At 58.3% G+C, this 23,703-nt stretch carries 28 protein-coding genes; 7 read left to right on the top strand and 21 right to left on the bottom strand.

Annotated elements, in window-relative coordinates; genetic code table 11:
- Positions 1 to 31 precede the first annotated feature (31 nt).
- The 5 genes from Q7U76_17200 (at position 32) to Q7U76_17180 (ending at position 4,243) form a co-directional block, all read left to right on the top strand.
- Entirely contained in the window at positions 32 to 841 is an 810-nt protein-coding gene (locus Q7U76_17200; GenBank protein ID MDO8358117.1) for a carotenoid biosynthesis protein, read from the top strand.
- A 48-nt stretch (positions 842 to 889) separates the two neighbouring features.
- Positions 890 to 1,510 (top strand): c-type cytochrome, encoded by a 621-nt coding sequence (locus Q7U76_17195; protein ID MDO8358116.1) that lies wholly within the window; start codon positions 890 to 892, stop codon positions 1,508 to 1,510.
- Between the two features lie 33 nt (positions 1,511 to 1,543).
- Complete coding sequence (locus tag Q7U76_17190; protein MDO8358115.1) at positions 1,544 to 1,879, top strand: DUF5666 domain-containing protein; 336 nt, start codon at positions 1,544 to 1,546, stop codon at positions 1,877 to 1,879.
- An 8-nt stretch (positions 1,880 to 1,887) separates the two neighbouring features.
- Positions 1,888 to 2,349, top strand: a complete 462-nt coding sequence (locus Q7U76_17185) for a phage holin family protein (protein ID MDO8358114.1) — start codon at positions 1,888 to 1,890, stop codon at positions 2,347 to 2,349.
- A gap of 76 nt (positions 2,350 to 2,425) precedes the next feature.
- Complete coding sequence (locus Q7U76_17180) at positions 2,426 to 4,243, top strand: ATP-binding protein (GenBank protein MDO8358113.1); 1,818 nt, start codon at positions 2,426 to 2,428, stop codon at positions 4,241 to 4,243.
- 516 nt (positions 4,244 to 4,759) lie between these two features.
- Here Q7U76_17180 and Q7U76_17175 read toward each other — a convergent pair.
- The 5 genes from Q7U76_17175 to Q7U76_17155 all read right to left on the bottom strand — a co-directional run bounded on the left by Q7U76_17175 (position 4,760) and on the right by Q7U76_17155 (position 7,109).
- Entirely contained in the window at positions 4,760 to 5,053 is a 294-nt protein-coding gene (locus Q7U76_17175) for a HigA family addiction module antitoxin (protein ID MDO8358112.1), read from the bottom strand.
- Positions 5,053 to 5,331: a type II toxin-antitoxin system RelE/ParE family toxin gene (locus tag Q7U76_17170; GenBank protein ID MDO8358111.1), complete on the bottom strand. Its 279-nt coding sequence runs from the start codon at positions 5,329 to 5,331 to the stop codon at positions 5,053 to 5,055. Before Q7U76_17170 ends, Q7U76_17175 begins: the two co-directional genes overlap by 1 nt.
- A 115-nt stretch (positions 5,332 to 5,446) precedes the next feature.
- Positions 5,447 to 5,761, bottom strand: coding sequence for a hypothetical protein (locus Q7U76_17165; protein MDO8358110.1), 315 nt, complete (start codon positions 5,759 to 5,761; stop codon positions 5,447 to 5,449).
- Between the two features lie 50 nt (positions 5,762 to 5,811).
- Positions 5,812 to 6,651: a hypothetical protein gene (locus Q7U76_17160; GenBank protein ID MDO8358109.1), complete on the bottom strand. Its 840-nt coding sequence runs from the start codon at positions 6,649 to 6,651 to the stop codon at positions 5,812 to 5,814.
- A gap of 17 nt (positions 6,652 to 6,668) precedes the next feature.
- On the bottom strand, positions 6,669 to 7,109 hold the full coding sequence (locus Q7U76_17155) for a hypothetical protein (GenBank protein MDO8358108.1): 441 nt from the start codon (positions 7,107 to 7,109) through the stop codon (positions 6,669 to 6,671).
- Between the two features lie 674 nt (positions 7,110 to 7,783).
- Between Q7U76_17155 and Q7U76_17150 the strand changes: the two genes are divergently transcribed.
- Entirely contained in the window at positions 7,784 to 8,149 is a 366-nt protein-coding gene (locus Q7U76_17150; protein MDO8358107.1) for a hypothetical protein, read from the top strand.
- A 9-nt stretch (positions 8,150 to 8,158) separates the two neighbouring features.
- Here Q7U76_17150 and Q7U76_17145 read toward each other — a convergent pair whose 3' ends face one another.
- The 6 genes from Q7U76_17145 to Q7U76_17120 form a co-directional block, all read right to left on the bottom strand.
- The gene (locus tag Q7U76_17145) at positions 8,159 to 8,779 is read right to left on the bottom strand and encodes a DNA-3-methyladenine glycosylase (GenBank protein ID MDO8358106.1); all 621 of its coding nucleotides are present in this window, start codon (positions 8,777 to 8,779) and stop codon (positions 8,159 to 8,161) included.
- A 263-nt stretch (positions 8,780 to 9,042) separates the two neighbouring features.
- Entirely contained in the window at positions 9,043 to 11,085 is a 2,043-nt protein-coding gene (locus Q7U76_17140) for a TonB-dependent receptor plug domain-containing protein (protein ID MDO8358105.1), read from the bottom strand.
- Between the two features lie 8 nt (positions 11,086 to 11,093).
- A complete protein-coding gene (nikR, locus tag Q7U76_17135; protein MDO8358104.1) occupies positions 11,094 to 11,510 on the bottom strand; it encodes a nickel-responsive transcriptional regulator NikR in 417 nt (138 codons plus the stop codon).
- Positions 11,511 to 11,776: 266 nt separating this feature from the next.
- A complete protein-coding gene (locus Q7U76_17130; protein MDO8358103.1) occupies positions 11,777 to 13,246 on the bottom strand; it encodes a Do family serine endopeptidase in 1,470 nt (489 codons plus the stop codon).
- Between the two features lie 15 nt (positions 13,247 to 13,261).
- A complete protein-coding gene (locus Q7U76_17125; GenBank protein ID MDO8358102.1) occupies positions 13,262 to 15,847 on the bottom strand; it encodes a heavy metal translocating P-type ATPase in 2,586 nt (861 codons plus the stop codon).
- A gap of 68 nt (positions 15,848 to 15,915) precedes the next feature.
- On the bottom strand, positions 15,916 to 16,566 hold the full coding sequence (locus Q7U76_17120) for a thioredoxin domain-containing protein (GenBank protein ID MDO8358101.1): 651 nt from the start codon (positions 16,564 to 16,566) through the stop codon (positions 15,916 to 15,918).
- Between the two features lie 87 nt (positions 16,567 to 16,653).
- Between Q7U76_17120 and Q7U76_17115 the strand changes: the two genes are divergently transcribed.
- Positions 16,654 to 17,193 (top strand): Slp family lipoprotein, encoded by a 540-nt coding sequence (locus Q7U76_17115; protein MDO8358100.1) that lies wholly within the window; start codon positions 16,654 to 16,656, stop codon positions 17,191 to 17,193.
- Between the two features lie 26 nt (positions 17,194 to 17,219).
- Here Q7U76_17115 and Q7U76_17110 read toward each other — a convergent pair whose 3' ends face one another.
- From Q7U76_17110 to Q7U76_17065, 10 genes are all read right to left on the bottom strand, one after another.
- Entirely contained in the window at positions 17,220 to 18,284 is a 1,065-nt protein-coding gene (locus Q7U76_17110) for a tetratricopeptide repeat protein (GenBank protein MDO8358099.1), read from the bottom strand.
- Between the two features lie 213 nt (positions 18,285 to 18,497).
- Positions 18,498 to 19,088 (bottom strand): cytochrome P460 family protein, encoded by a 591-nt coding sequence (locus Q7U76_17105; GenBank protein MDO8358098.1) that lies wholly within the window; start codon positions 19,086 to 19,088, stop codon positions 18,498 to 18,500.
- Positions 19,089 to 19,182: 94 nt separating this feature from the next.
- The gene (locus Q7U76_17100; protein MDO8358097.1) at positions 19,183 to 19,662 is read right to left on the bottom strand and encodes a hypothetical protein; all 480 of its coding nucleotides are present in this window, start codon (positions 19,660 to 19,662) and stop codon (positions 19,183 to 19,185) included.
- 19 nt (positions 19,663 to 19,681) lie between these two features.
- Complete coding sequence (locus Q7U76_17095; GenBank protein MDO8358096.1) at positions 19,682 to 20,023, bottom strand: hypothetical protein; 342 nt, start codon at positions 20,021 to 20,023, stop codon at positions 19,682 to 19,684.
- A gap of 90 nt (positions 20,024 to 20,113) precedes the next feature.
- Positions 20,114 to 20,740 (bottom strand): cytochrome P460 family protein, encoded by a 627-nt coding sequence (locus Q7U76_17090; GenBank protein ID MDO8358095.1) that lies wholly within the window; start codon positions 20,738 to 20,740, stop codon positions 20,114 to 20,116.
- Between the two features lie 165 nt (positions 20,741 to 20,905).
- Positions 20,906 to 21,157, bottom strand: coding sequence for a helix-turn-helix domain-containing protein (locus Q7U76_17085; GenBank protein ID MDO8358094.1), 252 nt, complete (start codon positions 21,155 to 21,157; stop codon positions 20,906 to 20,908).
- Between the two features lie 143 nt (positions 21,158 to 21,300).
- Positions 21,301 to 21,603: a heavy-metal-associated domain-containing protein gene (locus Q7U76_17080; protein ID MDO8358093.1), complete on the bottom strand. Its 303-nt coding sequence runs from the start codon at positions 21,601 to 21,603 to the stop codon at positions 21,301 to 21,303.
- Positions 21,600 to 21,977: a hypothetical protein gene (locus tag Q7U76_17075; GenBank protein MDO8358092.1), complete on the bottom strand. Its 378-nt coding sequence runs from the start codon at positions 21,975 to 21,977 to the stop codon at positions 21,600 to 21,602. The genes Q7U76_17080 and Q7U76_17075 overlap by 4 nt, the downstream gene beginning before the upstream one ends.
- Before the next feature lie 206 nt (positions 21,978 to 22,183).
- Positions 22,184 to 22,531: a hypothetical protein gene (locus tag Q7U76_17070; GenBank protein ID MDO8358091.1), complete on the bottom strand. Its 348-nt coding sequence runs from the start codon at positions 22,529 to 22,531 to the stop codon at positions 22,184 to 22,186.
- 366 nt (positions 22,532 to 22,897) lie between these two features.
- On the bottom strand, positions 22,898 to 23,206 hold the full coding sequence (locus tag Q7U76_17065; protein MDO8358090.1) for a hypothetical protein: 309 nt from the start codon (positions 23,204 to 23,206) through the stop codon (positions 22,898 to 22,900).
- Positions 23,207 to 23,703 lie beyond the last annotated feature (497 nt).

Raw genomic sequence — 23,703 nt, 5'->3', positions numbered from 1 at the left:
GCTGATCGCTGAAAGCTGAAAGCCCTTCTCAATGGACCTCCTGACTCTGTTCCTCAAGACCATCCTCTTCCGTCCCTACGTCTTCGTCTTTCTGACGGCCTTTCTCTTCGCTGCGATCCAGCTGATCGGCTGGCCCAGGACCTGGCGGTTCTGGCTGATTAGCTGGGCTACGGCCTTCGTCTGCGAATACTCCTCCACCCGCAACGGCATTCCCTTCGGCTGGTACCACTACAATGGCTCGACGCTGGGGCAGGAGCTCTACTTCTCCAACATTCCCTTCATGGACTCGATCTCGTTCAGCTTTCTCCTCTACGCCGCCTACTGCGTCGCACTCTGTCTCCTTCTCCCCATCGAGCAATCCTCACCCGCCGCTCACCCCCTCCTGAAGTCGCTGCGTTTCGACACCGCAGCCAGGACCGGGTGGTCCGTGCTGATCCTGACCGCCTGCCTGTTTGCCTTCATCGACATGGTGATCGATCCGGTGGCGCTCCGTGGCGATCGCTGGTTCCTCGGCAAGATTTATTACTATCCCGATCCCGGCTGGCATTTCGGCGTACCGGCCGCCAACTATGTCGGGTGGGCCGTCGTCGGACTCATCTCCCTCGCCATCTATTTTCCGCTTGAGCGCCGACTTCCCGCGCTCGCGCCGTCACAGGGGGGCACGCCTCAGCTTCTGCTGGGCGTCGGCCTATACTATGGGGTCTTGGTCTTTAACCTCGGCGTGACCTTCTGGATCGGCGAACCGTTCATGGGGATGAGTGGACTGCTGATGCATCTGCCAATCCTCATTCTACTGATGCGTCGCCTCGCACGATCGCGGAGCGCCTCCCCGACAGCATGACCCGGTGGCAATCGGACGAAAGACTTTGTATAGTAAACGGCTGTTGCTATGAAAACGAAGCTGATCATCCTTGTCATCGTCGTAGGCCTCGCGGTTGTCAGCACCTTCGGCTGGCTGGGCTATCAATTGTTCACGACCGGCTTCAGCGCCAAGACGGAACCCCATGCGATCGAGGTGTTTCTGGCCCGCCAGATTCGCCACCTGGCCATCCCCATCGAGCAACGGAACAGCCCCAACCCGGTCCCGTTCAGCCCCGACCTCTTGAAGGAAGGGTTGGCCCACTTCGCCGACCATTGCGCGGGCTGCCATGCCAACGACGGGAGCGGCCAGACACCCATCGGCAAGAATGTGTACCCCAAAGCGCCGGACCTCCGATTGGCCGACACGCAATCGATGTCGGACGGCGAACTCTTCTGGGTCATCCACAACGGCATTCGTTTTACCGCGATGCCGGCCTGGGGAGAAGGCGACCCGAGTAAAGATATGGACAGTTGGAAACTGGTTCACTTCATCCGCCATCTCCCGCAACTGACCCCGGAAGAACTCGATCGGATGAAGGGGCTGAATCCCAAGACGAAACAAGAGCTAGAGGAAGAAGCCGCCTTCGACCAATTCCTCCAGGGAGACGACCGTGCAGCACAACAACCGGAAAGTGGGCATCACCACTGAGACTTATCTTCCTGGACAAAGGACTGAGCCATCATGATGTACCGTAGTATTCTTGTGTGTCTGTTCAGCTTCATGGCCACCACGGCCTTCGCCCACGGCACCGGCCAACATGTCCTCGGCACCGTCACGGCCATCGACGCGACCCATGTCGAGGTCAAAACCCCCAAAGGGAAAACCGTGGACGTTCAGGTGAATAAACAGACCCGGTTCAAGGAAAAGGGCAATCTGAAGGGCACGAACTTGCCGGCCGTCGGCGATCGTGTCGTAATCGAGGCCACAAAGGACGAAAAAGTCTTGCGGGCTACCGAAATCCATTTCTCCTCAGCCACGCGGGTACCGGCCCCCGTACAGCAAATTCAGGTACAGTAAGGTGATCGATGCAACAGCTTCACGTGACACGGGAGCTCAATAACTACTACTTGAACGGCGGGATTCGCGCCGCGGCAGGTCGCATCCTGATCACCGGCATCGCGGTATTCCTGGCCGTGATGATCGTGCCGGGCCTTGAGATGGACTCGCTCCCTGCCGGAATCGCCGCGATGCTCGTGCTCACGTTTCTGAACGTCTTGGTCCGGCCCATCCTCTTTGTGCTGACCCTGCCCTTGATCGTCCTCTCGCTGGGGCTCTTTCTCATCGTGGTCAACGCGCTCCTCCTCGAATTCACCGCCTATCTGGTAAAAGGATTTACCGTTGCGGGATTTTGGCCGGCTGTCGGCGGCGCAGTGGTGATCAGTCTGGTCACCACGATCCTGAATGCCTCGACCTCCGGCCCCCGTCTGCCTGAGCCGCAGCAGACATTCCAGCAACGTCCGCCGAAGATCATTAATCCAGAAGAATAACGGGGCCTATTCCTTTTCATTGAATTGCTTGTCGCGCGTTGTTACAATGCGCCCGCTTGACCACCCTAACTCACGAATGACACCCACAGCTCCACACAGCAAACCAATTCCTGAGACGCATCTCCAGCGGACCTTGACGTCCGTGCTCAACGACCTGCCGGTCGACGCCGCGCTCGCCGCCGTGTTCCACCGGGACCAAGGCCCGCTGGTCGGCCATGCCGCGCGAGGCTTTACCCCTCGCGATACGCAAGCGATCCTCCGGACGCTCTCGGCTCCCGCGATTGCCGCTGCCTCTCCCTCAACCGACCAGGAAGACGGGCGCACGATTCGCCTCCGCTTGATCACTCCGGGCGCGAAATCGATGCTCGCCGTGGCCCTGCGGCATAAAAATCGGACGTACGGCTTTCTGGTTATCGGACGGAAAGAGAGCGCCACGTTCGCGAAAAAAGAAAAAGCCTTGATGGAGCAGGCCAGCGACGAGGTCACAAAAGCGCTGGATCGCGAAGGCCTGTTCGATATGAATGTCGTGCTCAGTAGGCCCTATGTCGCGCATGAGCCGGTCCCTCCGCAACCGTCTCCCGTAGAAATGTTTGCGGCGCCGGTCTCGCAGCTGACACCGGAACTCCAAGACAAAATTATTGCCGTCTTGACGGAGGCGAACCAATACGTCGCCTACGATCGCATCTGGGCCTGCCACTACGATCCCCTGGCTGGCAATGTCGAAGTTCTGGGCATGGCCGGCGACCTGAAGAGCGAACAGAAGGACAGCAAGAAAGATCTGAAACCGGGCCACCGCCTCACGCTCGACAGCTCAGCCTCCGGGTGGGCGGTTCGCCATCGGAAGCCACGCGTGGATCACGATCTCGCCTCCACACAGGGGCGCTTTCTCGATCACAAATATCTGTTCAAGGACCGGCTGCTCTCCTCACTCGTCGTCCCGTTCTTCGTCCGGGGACAAGTGGGCGGAACCATTACGCTGGCCTCGAAAGAAGCCGGGCGCTACCAGCAGACAGATGCCCGTACTCTTGAGCCCTCTATCGTCAAAATCGCGGATATTCTCCAGGCTCCGGCCCCGGCGCCAGTCAGCGTGGCCCCAGCCGCGGGCGCTGAAGGCACACCGGGAGTGGCCGCTGCCCCCGGTCCCTCGGAACCCATCATCAGAAAGCAAGAGCGGCAGGCCGCCATCGGCGAATTCAGCATGTTCCTGGCCACAGAAGTGCGTGAGCCGCTCGCATCGATCCGTGCCCAATTGGAAGAAGTCACGGGTGAAGGCATCCTCGACTTCGACCCCCAGACGCGCGTCGAGAATGCGATGCGCGATTTGATCCGCGTCGAAGCCATTCTGAACGAGATTTTAGACTTTGCGAAACCGCTCGAGCTGAATCGACGACTCCTCCGCATCCCCGAAGTCATCGAGAGCGCGCTCACCGTGGTCGCAACCGACCTCGAAGTCACCAGAATTCAAGTCACCAAGGACTATGCAACGATGATCGCGCCGGTCCGTGGCGACGAATCCAAACTCCAGCAAGTCTTTCTCAGCATTTTCAAGAATGCCGGTGAGGCGATGAGTCCAGGCGGCCATCTCCATATTCAAGTCACCCAGCATCGCGCAGGACGTGGCGTGGAAGATCAGATCCTCATCAAGAACGACGGGGCTCCGATTCCCGCAGAAATTGTCGACAAAGTCTTTGAACCGTTCTTCACGACCAAACGAGCCGGCACCGGCCTCGGTCTCGCCACGGTCAAGAAGATCGTCGAAGAGCATGGCGGCTCGATTGCTATCGGCAGCGCACCAGGCGAAGGCACCACCGTCACCATCCGCCTCCCAGGTCTCAGCCGTGGACCGTCCTATCGAGGACGTGGACGCCGGCCTCCCGCACGCCGCCCAGCCTAACCTCGCAGGACGCTGAAAAATCACGCCAGCATCGTTCTCGCTTCGTTCAGACCCTCAACGTACCGAATGAAAATGCTCGGAGATCGGAAGGGCTAAAGGGGGTTTTCCGTTCGCCAAGATCCATTCTAAGGGCGAACGGCCCACACGAAGTGCGGTTTGTACCTCCTCGGATCTTCACTCGCTGCGGCCTTGCTGGACGGTCTTTTTGAGCATCCTGTGGAAATACTCGCCAGTGGTACCACTCGTCTGATCCATCAAAGTCCCAGCCAGCATCGCTCCATATCCGAGGCCAAAACTGCCAGCTCTGATGGTTATGTACGTTTAGTTGAGTAGCTCCGGAAGGCGAAAACCTCTCTCGGATTCGGCATGAATGATCGCTGACGGACCGCAGGCGGGGACATGTAACATGTGGATCGGGTCGAGCTGATGCCAGCTAACGTAAAGCTTGAGTGGCACGGGCCAAGAGCATAAGAGGAAACTCTTCGACGTTTCTCCGGGCCCGCCTCGAAGCGCCTGTTAGGCCGCTGTTAGCCGAACTTTCCCAACCTTGCCAAGTTTCACATGCTGCTTGGCTTGCCAGAGATCGTAGTTGGACTGCATGGCAAGCCAACTCTCCGGAGAACGGCCAAGAGCCTTGGAAAGGCGTAGCGCCATGTCAGGACTGATACGGCTAATACCCGTAAGAATACGATTCAGTGTTGAAGCAGCCACACCGAGCTTCCCGGCCAGTTCGCGGCCGCTAAGATTGTTGGGCCCCAGATAGACCTGGGTAATGAACTCGCCAGGATGGGGAGGATTGTGCATAGCCATTAGTGATAGTCCTCATAATCCAAGACGTAGGCGTGTCCGTCTTTGAACTTGAACGTTAAACGCCAGCTTCCATTTACCCACACAGTCCATCGACCACGCTCCGATCCCTTCAAGGGATGTAGTCTGAATCCTGGAACGCTCATGTCCTCAATGGACAAAGCCGTATCCAGAGCTGCCAAAAGCATGCGCAGGCGATTGGAGTGGTGCGGTTGAATACCCGCCGCGCTCCCCGACTCAAAGAACTTCCTTAGCCCCTTGTGCCGGAATGATTGGATCACGTGTTAAGCCTAGCATGTTGCGCACTGCGCAACAAGTCCCAATGCCGCTCATGAGCGGCGCTGAAATGCGCAGCATGAAAGCGTCCGCTCCATTGGCTGGTTAGGGGCACGTGGTTCAGCCCAGTTCCGTGAGTATCTCTACGGACAGTAGGCGCTCTGAACTATCGGGTTTTGCGCCGAATAGCTCTCGCCACGCGCTGTTATTAATCTCGAAATCTGTCCGCGCTCCATAGGCAGCCATATCTTTGTATTCGATATGCAAGATAATTTGGCTGGTATCCGGGCCGGGAACCGTGTTTCGGTAGAGCTTGACCGCCGTCGGCATGGTATTGCTCGTGAACTCTGGGCTCGCCGCCTTTTGGAGCTTGGCCATGAAGTCGTTGAATCGGCCAGGCCTTACTTCGTAGATAAAGCGCACGAGGACACTCATAGCCGACTCTCCCCCAATTCAGTGCTGTCTGGTCATTGGCCCAATAGTAGTCATTCCGCGAACTTACTTTCTAGTACCGGTCGTCGGGACAGCACTAACCGGCGAAGATTTAGAGGGACATTCTGCGTTATTTCTAAAACCTCGCGCGGTCGCCTGAGAAAATTCAGAATGTCCCCCTTTGTTCCCCCCCCGCCATTAGATAGCCTTTCGCCGTGATACTTCAATTTCTCCGCAACACGGCTCACAGCCTCGGGTGTCGAGAGCCAGTACGGCCCGCAGCTGTGGCCAGCTTTAGTCATTAGCTCGCGAAAATTTTGCAGCTCTATCTCGGAGGGTGTGTGTCCGTAATACATATGCGCCAGCTGAAGTTCTGGACCCGCATAGCCGCCCCAAGCGTGGACTGAGTCGAGCGGCAAAAACTCGGCCTCGATTACCACCTCGCTTTGACTGTCGCCATATCCCCCTGCGCCATCCCAATAACCAGAGATGCTTGATTCGTTCTTGTTCATGTATGAGCGAAACCCTTCATCTCTGTACAGCGCAGCCAAGTTCACAATTACTTGGCATGGCGCTGGATCGAAGACAAATATCACGCCCTGATACCCGACCGGGGGCACGCCTCCCTTTATATCCTTTGCAATTTCAATGCGGTCAGTCCATGCCGAGATGGTCTCTGAGAGTTGCAGCTGTGTACCAACTCTCCAGACGGCGCTATCGTCTAAGGCGATTTGCCGAAAGCAACGCCCTGCCGACTTGAACGACGCCGGAAGTTCGCGCGTAGCGGACTTGAGCGCAAGACCACGCCTTTTCTTTTGCGTTACATCTCCACCGCGTTGCCAATCGCTGATGGCTTGCAGTAGTTCAATGGTGAATTCGCTCGAGTGCTGCATAGGAGGCTAACGTGGAGCTAAGGGGCTGCGCGCTTTTGCGCAGGCCAGCTTGAGCACAGAGCTATGTTTTGAACTTGGCCATTTAATACCGACAAGGCCTGCTTCAGCTCTAGCACTTCACGCTTTAATGCTGTGCTCTCGACTTGCAAGCCGTTGTATGCCGCTTGAGTATCGGCAATCTTTGACTCCAGTTTCTGAGCTTCAAGCGATGGGGCAATAAAAGGAACGGCTACTAACAGCACGGTAGCTATTGCGACTACGGCAGTTAAACAAACAAGCCACTTGGTCAGCCTTTCGGTAACCATTGCATTGCGCACAGTAATTACTGCACTAATGAATGCCTCCTCGCTTTGCGAACCATTTGGATTTTTATTTAGCCTATCCAAAACTTCATTCAGACCAACCTCCAAATATTCCTCGGTGGTTGGGTTTTGCTTTTTGTCAGCGAACGAGTTCACTTGATTCTGTGCTCCTGATGAACATAACAATGTTTAGGAGGATCCGCATAACAGCACCTCCGTAAGGGGGTTCAAAGTCCACCCAGCGGACTGCGAACGCCACCGGAGCGGCAGTTGAAGACATGAATATACATCTTCGTCGTCATGGCGTCTCTGTCACAACCGGGGAGATCCCCCCTATGCCTTTCTTTAGGGGAATGGCCGAGGTTGCCCTTTACTGCGAGCAGCTCCTCAACTCCCCCTTACATTTTGAAGGGTAGCCTGGTCGATCCTCGATTGCGCGCGTCGAACGAGCACATTCCTATCGTGCGCGTTCCGCGAGCAGGAGGACGACTAGGCTGCCCTTCCCAGCCGTCCTTCTTTTCCCCCACCTTACCCTAGGGGGCGCAGTCAGATGGTCCTTCACTGCGCGCATCGGAGGAGCACAGCTTTAACTATGCTCCTCCCACACACCGCCTCTCACAGGAGGGTGGCCTGCTTGGCCTCCCACTGCGCGCGTCCAACGAGGGCCTTCTGAGGCCGCGCGTTGCGCGAGCAAAGGAGGCCAACAGGCTACCCTCCCATTCTTCCCTTGACAGACCCACCCCCCCCTAGCTATGATCCCCGCCACTTGATTTGAACCTGTATTCTAAAACGTATTTTCTCCGGCCACCATCATTCAAAGGAGTAGGCTCATGAAGATCGTAATCGGTACTGTTGCGACCGTCTCCGGCGTCCTGTTTGCGCTATCGATGGCCTCGGCGAATCCTTCGCTCCTCCCCAAGCACGAAGGCTATCCGATGAAGAACAGCGGAAGCCCCGTGACGGGCCAGCCAACCGCGAACGATCCAGGCCAGTCTGATGCACGTGGCGAATCCACCCTGTTGAAGTCCACGAACTCCATCAAGCACAGCGAGCAGCACCTGAACAAGTCCGACAATGCCCGGATCACCGAAGGTCAGGGCGCAGGCCGCCTCCCGAACGTCCAGGGTCCTCAGATCAAGATCGCTCCCCCGGTGACATCTGCCACCAAGATTGGGGCCGATCGTAAGATCGAATAGTCGAACGGTTCAATCAGATACAACAGGAGGGCGTTGGATGAATCCGGCGCCCCCCTGTTTTTTTATGCGGCCTGCCCTCTCGAAGGCTGTGACCGAGCGCAACCTGAATCGCCACAATTTCTTGGCCCATGCTCCCGCATAGTCGACACCGATGCGTGTGTAAGCCCCCAACTCCCCTCGTTTCAGCACTACCCCGCGATCCTCGAACCAGAGTGATTCGCCTTCCGTAAGGTCTGCGCGGTTGAGGCCGCGATCGATCTCTAGCGCACGGCAGAGCCGCCCTGGCCCATCGATCAATTCTCCGTCGATCTCAATCGCCCTGATCAAGACCGCTGAGGGAAACTCCTCCCGTTCCGTTACCACATTCAGACAATGGTACATTCCGTAAATAAGGTACACATACGCGACCCCTGCCGGACCAAACAGGACATCCGTTCGCTGCGTTCTCCCTTTCGACGCATGGCAGGCCTTGTCCTCCGGCCCCACATAGGCCTCCACTTCGACGATCTTCCCGGCAAGGATACGTCCCTCGATCACCCGCACGAGATACTTGCCGATGAGCGAGCGCGCAACCGTAACCGTCGGGCGGTTGAAATAAAAACGTGGAAGAATTCTGCTCTTTGTCTTCATATGAGCCAACTATAGGCTGCTCAAAATGGTTATCCAGCGAGGCCGCAGGCGACGCCAATATCCTCAATCTGCCCTCAGGGTACATTGAGGATGGGTTCAAGTCGAGAACGCAGTTGGAGATTATTTCAGTCGAAAGAGCAGCCGCTCAAAACGAGCTTCCAACAAGGCCGCAGGCGAAGAATGCACCGGAGGCGTACCCTATTGGGTACGTTGAGGATGCGTTCGAGACGAGAACGCAGTTGGAAGTCGTTTTCAGCGGTCGACTAGAAGTACCAGGCCACGCCGCCCATAACTGTCCGCGGATTCCCCGGCACAAAGTGAATCCCATTAACCGGTGCCGATTCGTTCCGCAGCTGAGAAGCAAAGGCGAAGGTGGCCTGCTCCCACTTGGTATTGAAGAGGTTCTGAATAAAGAAAAATGCCTCCATGCGGCCATGGGACATCTTGATCGGCAGTTGATAACGCTCCGAGAGGTCGAAGTCAATCCAGGAAGGAGCCTTGATGCTCCGGTCCTCTGTGAGCGGCCGCACGCCGAGATAGGTCGCTTGCAATTGCGAGGTCAGGCCTTCGGGCCAACGCAGCAACAGAGCTCCATAGGCCGTGACCTCCGGTGCCAATGGAATGGCATCCCCGTTGCGAAACTCCGCCTTCGTATAGGTCACGCTGCCGTTGAAATACAGCGGACCCCAGACTTGCCCCCGCGCGGCGAATTCCACGCCTTCGCGTCTGCTCGCGCCGCGAATATCTGTCGTCCCTTCGTCTCCGACAAACACCAATTCAGACTTGAGATCTAATCGCCAGATGGTTGCGGTCAATTCGACGCCCCCAGCTCCCCAGGGTTTCGACCGGACACCGACTTCGTAGCTCTTGGCTCTCGCAAGGGGTGAAGACCCCGGTGCGACTGCCGATCGTGCATCGTTGCTGTGATAACCCTCGCCATAGTTGGCAAAGAATTCCGTGCTGGCCCAGGGGCCCAGGATGAGGTTCACTTTCGGGAGGACGATGCCGGAACTCGTCCTGCCGGCAGGCTGTTCTGCACAGATCGCGCAGCGATTCCTCACATCGAAGGTAAACGTTTCAGCGCGGAGTCCGCCCGCCAGCCTCACCCACGACGTCGGCTGGACCTCTGCTTTCACGAACGGGGCATAGGACGCCTCCAGGATATCGCTGTCAGTGGTCGCTCCGGTCGGGGTTCTTGCCGTCTGAGTCCCGAGTCTTGCGTGGATGTTATCGACCCTGGTTTGAAATCCAATGGTCCCAATGCTCGGCAGGCCCCATACGTCACCGCGCTGTTTGTATCCGATGTCGCCGCCGTACATCACCCGCCGATCGGATTGTTGAATGCCGTCCCCGTTGACGGGATCGTTGGCGAAGAACGTGAAATTCGTGAAGAGATCCAGTCGATAGTATTGGCCATAGGCATTGGCGAAGAACTGCCCGTTCGACGTCGTGTCGTAATGGTAGTTCAACTTGGCGGTGCTGCGAAGCGTCTTGCCCCCCTCCGAAGGATCGACGGCGCCGAACCGGTCGAGCGAGCCATCCTGTACCGCTCGCAAGGGGATCTCGCCCGAGGCGTTCCACTGTGCCTGATGAAAGGTCCCGGTCAGGCTCAGTTCGTCCCGCCCGGTCAGATTGGTGGTCATTTTCCCCAAGAGGTTGCCCCGGAAATAGCGGTTATCGTTTTGAAACGGGCCGTTCGTGTAATAGCCTTCGGCGGCGAACAGAGTACGCACCCGATCCTTGGTGGGAGAGAACATGAGCATGTACCGCTGCGTATCGAACTGCCCCCCGGCTGCCTGGACGACGCCCTCTTGCACCACCTGCCGCGTCCTGAAGTTCACCGCTCCTGCCGTGGCAAAGTCGCCATATTCCGGGAGGTAGGCCCCCTTGTTCACGTCGAGTCCCTCGATCGTCTCGGGAATAATGAAATTCAGATCGGTATAGCCTTGCCCGTGCGCGTGGGTGCGCAAGTTGATCGGCATGCCATCGGAGAAAAAGGCCACATCGGTTCCGTGATCCGCATCGAAGCCACGCAGAAAATATTGATCGGCCTTTCCCGCCCCACCGGAATGTTCCACCGCGATGAAGCCGGGAATCAACCGCAACACCTGGGCCGGACGGCCCTGCGGTTGTAAGAGAAATTCTTTGTCGGGAATGAACTGCTGGGAGGAGGCTGCGACCGGCCTATCACCGATGACGGTGACTTCCGGAACGTCGACTGTCTCAGCGTCGGGGTCATGGGCGAGAGCAATGGAGACAACGAATAGCAGCGCGGTGAGATGGAGGAAGAGACTGAGGATATTCACGAAGACGCTCAGCTCAACCCTTTTCCCGTGGTGGTCGCGGTCAACTTCCCATGCTTGACGCCCTTGGTCCCGATGAGGATGTCGGCAAGCTTCTTGATGACCGAGCCTTTACCCTTCACTGCCAGCACTTCTAAACAATGGTCATGATCGAGATGCACGTGCATCCCGGACAAGATGAGAGGCTGGTAGCGGTGCTGGATGTCTGTGAGCTTTCTGCTCAGATCGCGCACATGATGGTCGTAGACAAACGTGATCGTCCCGACCGTTTCCTTGCCGTCGTCCCACTCCTGCCCGACCAGGTTATCCCGGATGAGATCCCGCAGCGCCTCCGAGCGGTTCGTGTACTTGCGCTTCTTAATGTGCAGATCGAACGCGTCGAGCAAATGATGGTCCAACGACACACCGAATCGAATCAACTTCTTCATGACAGCCTCACCAGTAGCACGTTTTTTAGAAACGTAGCATCACGCAACGCGCAAATCAATACAGAATTGTCACAATTAAACGGGGATACACTCGATTGAAATCTATCGTTTGAGTGAACTTGGGCGTGGATTTACTCGAACTGCTGGCATGAGACGAGCACGGCTGTTTTGTGCCTGCCCCCTTCGCGCCCCTTAGAGCAGGCACTGGATAGGGCGGACTGTGCGCGTTGCGCGAGCACGTATGGTGGTCTAGCCGCCCCGCGCGCTTATTCGCCTTGGATGGGAATGTACATGACGTTTCCCTGCCGATTGACTAGTAGCAGGGCGAGATCGGAAGGCTTCATCGGATCGGCCAGACGCTGAAATACGGCAAAGGTGGGAATATGCTGACGGTTGAGCTCCAACACCACGTCGCCAGGCTGGAGGCCTGAGGATTCGGCTAAACTCCCTTCTTCAATGTCGGTCACCACCACTCCACTCGTGACAGCCAGATCCATCTGCCGAGCCAACGGCGCGGTCACATCGTCGAAGACGACGCCGGCAAGAGGATGAGCCTTGGCAGCTGAGGCCGATGGGGCCTGGCTCTTCTTGGTCCGTTCACGCGGCGCCTCCTGGATGACCAGCTCTGCCTGATAGGGCTTACTCTCGCGCACGAGATCCAGTTTGTGCTTACTCCCGATCGTGGCGGCTGCCACGAGGTTCCGCAGATGTCCGCTGTCCATGATGTCTCGCCCGTCGAATCGCACGACCACATCACCGCGCTTCAGCCCGGCTTTTTCGGCAGAGCCCTTCGCCTGCACATCGGTCACGATCGCGCCCTTCACATCCGGGAGACGAAAGACTTTGCCCAACAAGGGAGAGACATCTTGCGTCGAGGCGCCGAGGAATCCACGGACCACACGCCCGGTCTTGAGCAGGCTCTGCATGGCAGACCTGGCCATATTGCTGGGAATGGCAAAGCCGACTCCGACGCTTCCACTGGTCGGGCTCGCGATGGCGGTATTGATCCCGATCAGTTCTCCATTGAGGGTCACCAGCGCGCCGCCGGAGTTGCCGGGATTGATGGGGGCATCGGTCTGAATGAAGTCTTCGAAATCGGCAACGCCGACATCGGCGCGTCCGACGGCACTGACAATGCCGAACGTGACGCTGCGGCTCAAGCCAAGCGGATTTCCGATCGCGAGCACAAATTCACCGACGGCGAGTGTGCTCGAATCCCCCCACGTGACCGCCGGCAAATTGGTCGCTTGAATTTTCACGAGCGCCACGTCGGTCTTCGGATCGGTGGCCACCACTCGCCCTTTGTATTGCCGCCGGTCCGCAAGAATCACTTCCACATCGACCGCATCGGCAATGACATGGTTATTCGTCATAATGTAGCCATCCGCCGACACGATGACCCCGGAGCCTTGGCCATATTGCCGCCTGGTCGTAGGCGCGTCCTTGAACAGACCGAACGGAAGCGCCTCGTCGCTGAATGCTTGATCGCGGACCATGACCGTGGAGGCGATGCTGACGACAGAGGGAATGACCTTGGTCGCAGCCGTCTTAATCTGCGCCTGGAGTTCACCTCCGCTCGCCACAGGGATCGCACGAGTTCCGGCCAGAGCCGTTCCCCCGGCGATGGAACCAGCCACGCAGAGCCCGATCATGATTCGTACAATGAGGTTGAATCGCAACAAGCCGCAGTCCCCTCTTACCCGATTGACGATAAACGACTGTAGCCTAGCACGCATAGGCCGGAGGCGCACTTACAATTCCATATGACGCAGGCGGAGGGCATTGGAGATGACGGACACAGAACTGAACGTCATGGCGGCACTGGCGATCATGGGACTCAAGAGGATTCCCCAAGCCGGGTAGAGGACGCCGGCCGCAATCGGCACACCGATGACATTGTAGAGAAACGCGAATAAGAGATTCTGCCGAATATTTCGCATGGTGGCCAGGCTCAGTCTCCGTGCGCGAAGCAGCCCGCGCAGATCCCCTTTCACCAACGTGATCCCCGCACTTTCAATGGCTGTGTCTGCTCCGGTCCCCATCGCAATCCCGACATCGGCCAATGCCAGCGCAGGGGCATCATTGATCCCGTCGCCGGCCATCGCCACAACGCAGCCTTGGGACTTGAGACGGGCCACGATCTGTCCCTTGTGCTCCGGCAAAACTCCAGCCAGGACCTCTTCAATGCCGAGCTGCCGGGCCACGGCCTCCGCCGTATCGCGATGATCGCCCGTGACCATGACGATCCGAAGGCCATCGGCCTTGAGTTCTTGCACCGCCTCACGAGTCGAGGCTTTGATCGGGTCTGCCACGCCTAGGACGCCGGCCGCCTGTTCATCGATGGCCACGAACAGGATCGTCTGCCCGTCACGACGAAGCGAGGCCGCGTTGTCGTCCAACGGTGTCAGGCTCTGGTTTGACACCCCGATCTCCAGCCGCAAGAACGCAGCCGTCCCGATGGCGACGCGACGGCCAGCCACTGTCCCGGTCACACCCTTCCCCGTCACCGAATGGAACTGCTCGACCGGGACACACGAGATGCCTCGCCCTTCCGCTCCGGCCACCACTGCGGCAGCCAGAGGATGTTCGCTACTCCGCTCAAGACTTGCAGCGAAGCGTAACAAGTCGGCATCGGTCCAGGGTGGCACAGGTCGTATCGAGAGCAATGTCGGCTTGCCCTCCGTCAGGGTTCCGGTCTTATCGATTACGAGCGTATCCACCTTCCCGAATATCTCCAGGGCTTCAGCCTTCTTCACCAGCACACCGGCCGTCGCCCCGCGACCGGTCCCCACCATGATCGACATCGGTGTCGCCAATCCTAACGCACAGGGACAGGCAATGATCAGGACCGCTACGGCGTTGACCAGCGCGTAAGCCAACTTCGGCTCCGGGCCCCAGATCGCCCAGACTATGGCCGTCAGCAATGCGGCCGCCACCACCAACGGAACAAAGTAGGCGGCCGCCACATCGGCGAGACGCTGGATCGGCGCCCGGCTCCGTTGCGCCTCACTCACCATCTGCACAATCCTGGCAAGCATCGTATCTCGCCCGACCCGCTCAGCGACCATCACGATCCCGCCCGTGCCGTTGATGGTCCCTCCGGTCACACGAGTCCCGACTGTTTTTTCAACCGGGATCGATTCCCCGGTGATCATGGATTCATCGACAGATGTTGCACCTTCTTGGACCATCCCATCGACCGGCACTCGCTCTCCCGGCCTGACGCGTAATCGCTGGCCCACCTGAATCTGCTCAAGCGGCACATCTTCTTCCTGTCCGTCCGACTTGATCAGTCTGGCGGTCTTTGGCGCGAGTCTGAGCAGGGAACGAATCGCGGAACTCGTCTGGCTCCGAGCCTTCAACTCAAGAACCTGGCCGAGCAGCACAAGCACCGTAATCATAGCCGCGGCTTCAAAGTAGACGGCGATGGAACCGTCATGCGCTTGAAACGAACTGGGGAGCAGCGCCGGCGCGACGGTGGCCATCGTACTGTAGCCATAGGCCGCTCCCGTTCCAATGGCAATGAGCGTGAACATGTTGGGGGCCCGGTTCACCACCGAAATCCACCCCCGCTGGAAAAACGGCCAGCCGCCCCAGAGCACCACCGGCGTCGCCAGCAACCATTGCACCCAGTTCCTCATCGAGCCAGTGAAGATCTGCGGAAGTGACAAGCCGTGAATCATATCGGCCATGGCCAACAACATGACCAAGAGGGAAGGTCCTAGACAGATCCGGAACCGCCGGCTCATATCCTCAAGCTCGGGATTCCGTTCATCCTCAAGCGAGATAACTTTGGGCTCCAGCGCCATTCCGCAAATCCGGCAAGCGCCCGGTTGAGTTTCCAGCACCTCCGGGTCCATCGGACAAACGTACTCGACCGCTCCGCCAGACGGAACGACCGCGACGCGGGGAAGCCGCTGCTCAACAGGAGTCAGATAGTAAATGGGATCGGCTCGAAACTTGGCGAGACAACTCGTCGCACAGAAGTAGTAGGTCTTCCCTTGATATTCGTAGGAACCGGCTGCCGTGGCCGGCTGCACCGTCATCCCGCAGACGGGATCGATGGCCCCCGTCACGACCGGGGCAGGCTGCAGCATCGGAAGGGGTCTTCTTGTCGTCACCGGCTTAACTGGACTGGCAGGCCGTGGCTGCAACGCCCGCTCCGGATCGGCCTTGAATCGCTCCAGGCAGGAAAGGCCGCAAAAGTAGTAGCGCTGGCCTCTATGCTCGTGACTTCCGGCCGCCGTAGCCGGATCCACCGTCATGCCGCAGATCGGATCAATCTCCACACTACCCCCCAACCGTGGCCGCAGACCGATGATCTCGACTGCGCCCATCGAGCAAGCACTGTTTCATTGTGCGCGCTCTGGGAGCAAAGAGATCGTCGGCCTGTGGCCGCACTCCCTCACTTTTTCTTGTCCGCATCCAGAATGCTCTGGATGATCAACTTCAGATTCTCAGGATCGATCGTCTCTGCCTTAATATTCCCGTCGATGAGCACGGTCGGGGTCTGCTGTACCTTGATGCGCTCGCCCCATTTGCGCCCCTCTTCGAAAATCTTAGCGGGCTTCCCGCTGGCCATGCCTTCTTCAAAGGCCTTCGGGTCGAGACCGACTTCCTTGATCAAGCCTTCCCGAAGCGAACGATCCAGCACTCCGGTCATCTTATCTTTATGGATGGTGCGAAAGAGAACCGCTTTCATTTCACTCCCCTTCCCCATCAGCTTCGCCTGCTCGTACATATCGAAGGGTGTCGGCAGCTTGCCATGGATCACCGGGAACCCCACCATCGTCGCCTCAAGCTTGTTCCCGAACTCTTTTTGGAGGAGCGCCAAACCTTCTCCGTCGAACCGGTGGCAATGCGGGCAATAGAAGTCGGCGAACTCGATCAACTTCACCTTGCCGGGAACATGCGTGGAGACTTCGTCCTTCAAGACTTCGAATTTCCCCTTCAAGTCGGGAGTGGCGGCGGCGGCTGGTGAGCCCCCCAAGCCAACGACACACCACACCATCGCGCATACCGCCGAGGCCCATCGTGTACCCTGTCTGTTCACCATACCGTCTCCTTTCTTGGATCAATGCCGGTCGCTCATTATATCGAATGTGCCGAAAACTTACTCCTTACTCTTTGTTATACTATGCTCATGTTATCGCGTACTCTCTGCGCTACCCTGGCCCTGCTCATCACGCTCACCGGCTGCGCCTCGACGCAAGAAGCCGGGGACGGCTCGGACCCACAGGCACTCACGTTCCTTCAGCTCAAGGCCGCACCGGACTCCGTAAAAGGTCAATCGGTGATCTTCGGCGGTATGGTCTTGACGGCCCGACGACTCAAAGACGGCACGAGAATCGAAATCTTACAGTTGCCGCTCGATCGATCGATGCATCCCGGATACGACTTAACTCAATCCCAGGGCCGCTTCATCGCGCTGCAGCATGAATTCCTCGACCCCGCCACATTGCCCCATGGCACCAGAGTTACCGTGACAGGCACCGTAGCGGGAACGGTGACGCTGCCTCTCGATGAGACCGAATATATCTATCCGATCATTGAGGTGAAACGTTTACAGGTATGGAGTGCTGCTGAAGAAGCGGCGCCTCGGATCAGATCTCAGATGGGCCCTGGTGCCTACTGGGGTCCCTACTGGAGTCCCTTCTACCGCCCCTGGCCCTATCGTTGGTAGCGGCGCGCGGACAGCAGCGCCAGCAATTACCGCCCCCCAGTCCCGACAATGCGCTCCACGCGATCGTCGCGCCCTCCGAGCTTGAGATACCGGTGATATTGAGCCAGTGCCTTCGGCAGATCTTTCCGGTTCAACTCATAGAAAACACCCAAATTGTAGTGCGCTTCCGCATAGTCCGGCTTCAACTCGACCGCTCGCTCGTAGGACTGTTCCGCCTCTTCAAACCTGTTGAGACCGGTGTAGATCACACCCAGGTTCATGTGTGCTTCGGCATACTCCGGGCGGTACCGTAACACCTCGAGAAATTCACGCTCCGCCTCGTTCGGCTTCCCCTGGCTCCGATAGATAAAACCAAGATTGTAATGCGCATCGACCAAATCCGGCTTGGCGGCAACCGCCTGCTTGTACGAGTAGGCCGCCTCAATGAGGTCGTTGTTCCGCTCGGCGATGCGCCCATTCAAGTACCAGCCGTTCGCATGTTTGGGATTTGATTTTGTCAGCCGGCGCAGCATGTCGCTCGCCGCTTTGGCCTCGCCCTGGCCGTCATAGAGGGTGGCCAATGCAAACAAGGCCTCAGGCTGGTTCGGCACCACGGTCAACAGACGCTGGTAGGTCCGCAACGCATCGGACGACTCATGCCGCTGCTCATAGGCCTTGGCCAAGTCGAGATAGGATTCGGCATGTTTCGGATTGACGTCGATGGCTCGTGTCAACGCCTGCTCGGCCTCTGCCGACTTCCCTTGCGCCAGATAGACTTCGGCCAGATCGTTCAGCGCCTCCGCATACTTGGGTTTGAGCTTCACCGCATGAGTGAACGCCTCCACGGCTTCGGAGGGATTTCGCTCTTTGAAGAGGATTTGGCCGAGCAGGCGGTACGCCTCGGCCGATGAGGGATTCAACTCGATGGCTTTTCTGACAGCCTCGGCTGCGGCGGGAAGGTCGCCTTTTCGCAGCAGGCCGGCGCCCCGTTCATAGTGACGTTGCGCGACATCCGGTTGCTCAGCCGCCGCCAAGGCGGGAGCCATAGGAGCCGCCAGAGCCAGGCACAGCGCAAACAGGACGGCAGCACGATAATGGAGGAGGCGATTCACGGTCAACCAACGCCTTTCCTTGCAGCACCCGCAACAGTTCGGCAAACTATAGACGGGCAGCGACCGTGAAATCAACGACATCGATACCCGAATCGGCGTGAACAGCGTCTCCCGCAGAGAGTCTCGCGGACGAACAGTGAAACGGACGAAGGGTCTACTCTGTTCAGCACAGAGTAGACCCTTCGCTCGACTGCTCCCGTATCTCGACGAAGCTCACATCCCCTTGCGGGTATCGAAATACTCATCGTAGCGATGCACGAAGTCCTTCTGCGCCAGCGGGGCATGGCAGGCCCGGCACTTGGTGAAGTCCTCGGCTAGAGGTTTGCTATCGGGCCCGAAGGCTGAAAAGACCCAGGCACCGTTCCGAAAATTCTCCGGCACATCCTGGCCCCAACCATCCCCCTTGCCCATGACGAACACCTTCGCGAGATTGCCCTTGACCAGCTTGCCATCTGCACCGGTCGCCGGAACCTCGCCTTCCAGTTGCGCCTTATAGAGTTCCATCACCATCACCGTGCCGGATGGGAAGGCCTGCCCGCGCGACGTCTTTGCACCGGCCGGATTGATATAGAGTTCACGAACCTGCTTGGCATCGGGGCGCTGAACCTCGGAGAGAAACCTGGGCCAGCTCTTATACTCACCCGGCAGGGCGAGCTCTCCATCTTTCGGCTTCGGCGTCGAGGCCTTGGCCATTGACGATGAGCCGGCTCTGCCCTCCATCCCACTGCATGCCGCCAGGGCCATCAGGACAATGGCTCCGATCCCGCACGTGATGACCTGTCCGATCTGTCGTGGTCTCTGCATAATCCTCCCCTTTGGTGATTGGTCTTATAGCAACGCCCCGTCACCAGGAGATGAGCGGGGCGTGCAGGCTGCGGGATACTGAACCGATTCGCCGCTACTTGATCATGAGCAGCTTGCCGCCAGGATCCTTCGGATTGAGATGGTCACGATAGGTCAACGTATTGCCCTGCGTCGCATAGAATAGATCGCTGGTCGGGATGCCGATATATTTCGTCTCTCCCGGCTTCAAGACAACCTGAGCCTTCAAGACAAACGGCGAGCCGGCGTTGGCCGCATCCGTCATTTGGAACCCCCGCTCAACGGTAGAATTGTTCGTCACCTTCAACAACACAGGCCGGCCAGGCCGAACCTTAAAATCGATCACCGTAGTCGGCGGATACCAGCTCTTGATCGTGCCGAGGTCGATGGCGAACAACTGCGCATCGACGTCGAGCTCTTTGAAGGCCTGGCCGACCACCGACCCGGTTTCCAGATCGCCGATCTCCACGCCACCGGCCTGCAACGCAAACGCCGATGTGCCCATGACGAGCAGACTGACCGATACCAGGATGCCCAGAACAAAATGCCTCAACATGACCTGACCTCCTCTGTGGTTAAAGCGACGATGCATGAGTGCCGGATGATGGGAGACAGGGAGGCAGGCCCTTCTCTTCGAGCACTTGCCCCCCGATGAGTGTATCGCCGACGATCAGAAACAGCGCTTTCACGCGTCTGGTGCTGTCGAGAAAATTTCCGCTGGCCACGGCCGTCACTTCGTGCGAGCCATCGGCTTGCGCCAGGTCGGCCTCAATCGTCACATGGTAATAATCGAATCCCTCGAACACTTTATTGAACGCCTGCACGCGCAACAGTGCCACGAGCTGAGGTTCATCGGCGAACGCCGGGGCCGTGCAGCACAAGAGCATCACCGTTCCAAATAGGCAGAGCAATCGCATCGCCGACTCCTTCGATAGAGAGCTTTTTATCCGCTTCTCACCCATGCGTCTACAGACGCCTGCCAACTCGTACCAACGCCTGCTACAGCGTCATGACGCCTGCGCGGTCCATACATCTCGACGTTCAAGAATATGGGAGAGGGAAACGTATGGGCATACGTTTCCCTCCGTCGGGACTCCCTGCGTGGTCAGCGCAGTCCAACCCCTGAGTCCCGCCCCAATCGTGATACGAGCGCTTCGTGCGGGCGCAGGCCTGAGCGCCCGCCCAGGCCCCGTCGCTGGCAGGCCAGCTTGGACAAAAGTGGAAAAGAGCCATCCGTCGACGGCGCAAGGCGGCATACCGGACGTCTCGAGGCCCGCAAACTTCTGCATCTTGAATATCTGTACCAGTTCGTGACGGGCCGGCTGCGTGACGCGTCCTTGGCAGGAACGTTCCTCCTCGACACGATGGGTCTCCATCACGAATCTCGTCCCCAACGAAAAGGGCTCGTCATCCAGCGTCGCCGCTCCCTTGGGGCAGACATAGAATTTCAGTATTTCCTCGTGGCCCTGCCGCTGCCCGACAATCTGACAGGTCGGCCAAGACCGATAGCCGAACGCCGGCGGCAGCCGCATACTGTTGGGTGCGGCAAGAGACCGGGTGGTCACCTTCAGTGCGATGGCCATCAGTCGAGCCACCACGAGCGCGAGATCGGGATATTCCTGGTCATGATTCATCTTGAACACCTCTCAATCTTGTGCGCCCCGAAGGGCCAGGGTGGGGGAGGCAGTCAACCGTCCCACCCTGGTAACGGGTCCGCGAGATGGAGACCTCATCCCGCAGACGCCATATATCTTCACCCGGCCAGAAGTCTAGTCGAAGCAACCGACCATCCGTTGGTATCAGCTTCTCCTATTCGGGCCTGCTGCACGAACTGGCACCACCTTACGGGGAGTCGAGCGAGTCACCGATGGTTGCTCCTTACGATTGGCCTCGACCAACGCCGTGACCGATTCGCGAAAGACGCGCAGGCTGCCATGTCCGATCTTGGTCGCGCCGAGCCGCCCTTCTTCAATCCACCGATAGATCGTCCACTTGCTCACGCGTAACAATTGCGCCGCGTCGTTCACCCGCATCAGCGATGATTCCATCATGGTCCCTCGCATCAGTACGTGGGCTGGTGGGGGAGCTGCCGAGAGGCAGCTCCCCCACCGGGCTTGGAGGAAGGCCGGTCAAGCCACCCCAAACCCCGGTCCGCCGTCCATTCACATCCGCGCGCTACATTCATAGCGTCCCCTCACTTCATGACCTCGCCCGTGCAATACCAGCTCTCGCCCTTCACACCATTGATGGCCGCGGCGAGTTGCTCCGGCTTCACCTTGCCGGATTCGGTAGTCACCACCGCATGGCCTTTCATACTCTTGAAGTCGACCGTCTTCACACCGGGCATGCGCCGGAGCGCATGTTCGACATCGCCCACATATCCGTCGCAGAACTTGCCGCCCAGCATGAGTGTGATTGTTTCCTCGCCCGCAAAGGCCGGGATGGCCATCGCACAGACAAACCCGATCAGACAACCAACCGTGGCAAAGGTCTTCACGATTTCCCCTCCTGTTGGCCGGCCTCAAGCCTCTGCGCTCCGCGGTCGACCCGTGCCGAGCAATTCCAGCCCGATGCGAGCGCGCGATGCACCGCGCCGGCTAATGCCTCCGGCGTTTCGCTGCCGGGCTGATACCGCACCAGCACCGTGCCATGATTGTTCAAGAACTCGACCTGACGCACCGTCTTGAATGCACGAAGCGCCGCCTCGACATCTTCACGGTGGTACTCACACATACGGCCGAAAATCTGGACGATGGCTTCGCTTGCCGCCGGCTTCGATTCGACGGATTCGTTGTCCTGATCCACGCCCGCGAACGATACAGCACCGGTCATCACCCAACAGGCCAATGCAAACATGAACAGACGTCTCATGACAGAGTCCTTTCAGAGCCAAACCGATTAAAGGACCGGGGCGGAGGCCACAGGAAGAAGCACCTGCGCCCCGGATCAGTCCGAGCAAGGAGGCCGCCCGACTCGGACATCAAAAAGTCGACTACGGTCAAATGTGGTGGACAAGCGACGAAGATCGTTTGAGGAGCGCGCGAGACCTCGACATGAAACAGGCCGCCCGGGGTCCCCTATCCGATCAGGATGAAGGAAATCGCCGGAGGCGCACGGGAATGGAGCAGAGAAGAAGAACGTAGAGGGGGAACGTGATTCAGGGAGGAGACGACGAGCCGGGCGACCGGACCGACCGACAAGGCCGGCGGCTCCGTGACCAACTCGGCATCGGACGTGGCCTGACAGGCCCAGGCGCAAAGCGCATTGTGCGGAGCCGCGTCTTGCGAACCATGGTGTGCATGGCCGCTGGAGGCTTCGGCGTGATTGAACGAGCAGGTCGCCGCCATGACCGCAAGCGAGGCATAGACCAGGGCCACAAGCCCTGCGACCAGAACGGAACTGCGTGATACACCGGTATGCGTCATCAAGCTCCCCACGATGTCACTTCTATACGCGTGAACCGATCGCCTGTCTACCGACGCCTGCTCACGGATGCTACAAATGTCACTGTGAGACGAGACGGTCACGATCGCTGAGGTCGGCAGGAAAGGTGATGGCACCGCCCGTGTGAACCTCGGTCATGGATGGTCGAGCAAATCATGGGAAGAACTATGTGGCACGATGGAATTTCAATAGTTCGCGAGACTGGAGGGAAAGACGGGATGAGCGAGACGAGTTAGAAATCTACTCTGCACTCGTCACAATCTGTGGCGTCGGCAGACTGCTTCATCACCTTGCCAATACTGCCGGCGGGAAAAGCCACCGGCAGTATGAGGCTTAGACTCTGGACCCTACTTGCTCTTCTTCTTTCCTTCAGGCTTCTTGGCTGCCATCTCGGCATGAGCGATCGATTCTTCGGCGTGAGTAATCGCTTCATTCGCATGTTGCAGCGCTTCTTTGGCATGCGCGTCGCCGGTGCCCTTCACGGCTTCCTCGATATGCTTGATCGCTTCCTTCGTATGCGTGACCCCTTCCTTGGCATGTTTGATCACCTCCTGGGTATGATCCTCACCCTTCCCCGCCAGCGAAACCGCCGGCTGCAGGCTGAGACCCAGGCCAAGTGCCGCTACTGCCATAACCGTCATCCAAGCTTGCTTCATTGGACGCTCCTCCTTGATTGTGAATAAACCCACTCGAACTGTTCGAGCACCTCGAATACTCTCACGGGATATTGAAGTCAAGCGAAGTCGAACGGGATTTTCCTCCCGCTCATCGCCTCACGTACTCCGTGCATCCTGATTCATCAGACGCTGAGGGAGAGATGCAATCGAGGGGGATGAGCCCTATAGGCGATGAATCAACCCGCCGTTCTGAAAGCCACCCTATTGAAAGGGAATCGCGATCGCAAGGATTCTCTATATTTCAATGAATTGGCTGTCTATCTCCCCTGCAGCCGGAAGCTACAGAACACAGCGGGCCAGTCTACACAGTTGCGTGGATGAATCAGTTCACGCTTTAAGCTGGGACTCGACTGCGCGAGCAGTTCGCTGACGCTACGCCAAAGCATGCTATTCATGACAACGCTAGGAATGAAAACCAGTAGCCGCTGCAGCCATGCATGCAAGGCTCCGACTGACGGAAGAACACGGAAAGGGGC

The organism is Nitrospirota bacterium (assembly GCA_030645475.1).
In the GTDB taxonomy this organism is placed as follows: Bacteria; Nitrospirota; Nitrospiria; order Nitrospirales; family Nitrospiraceae; genus Palsa-1315.
The sequence above is the reverse complement of the archived record's forward strand: the minus strand, read 5'-3'. Positions and strand labels throughout refer to the sequence as shown.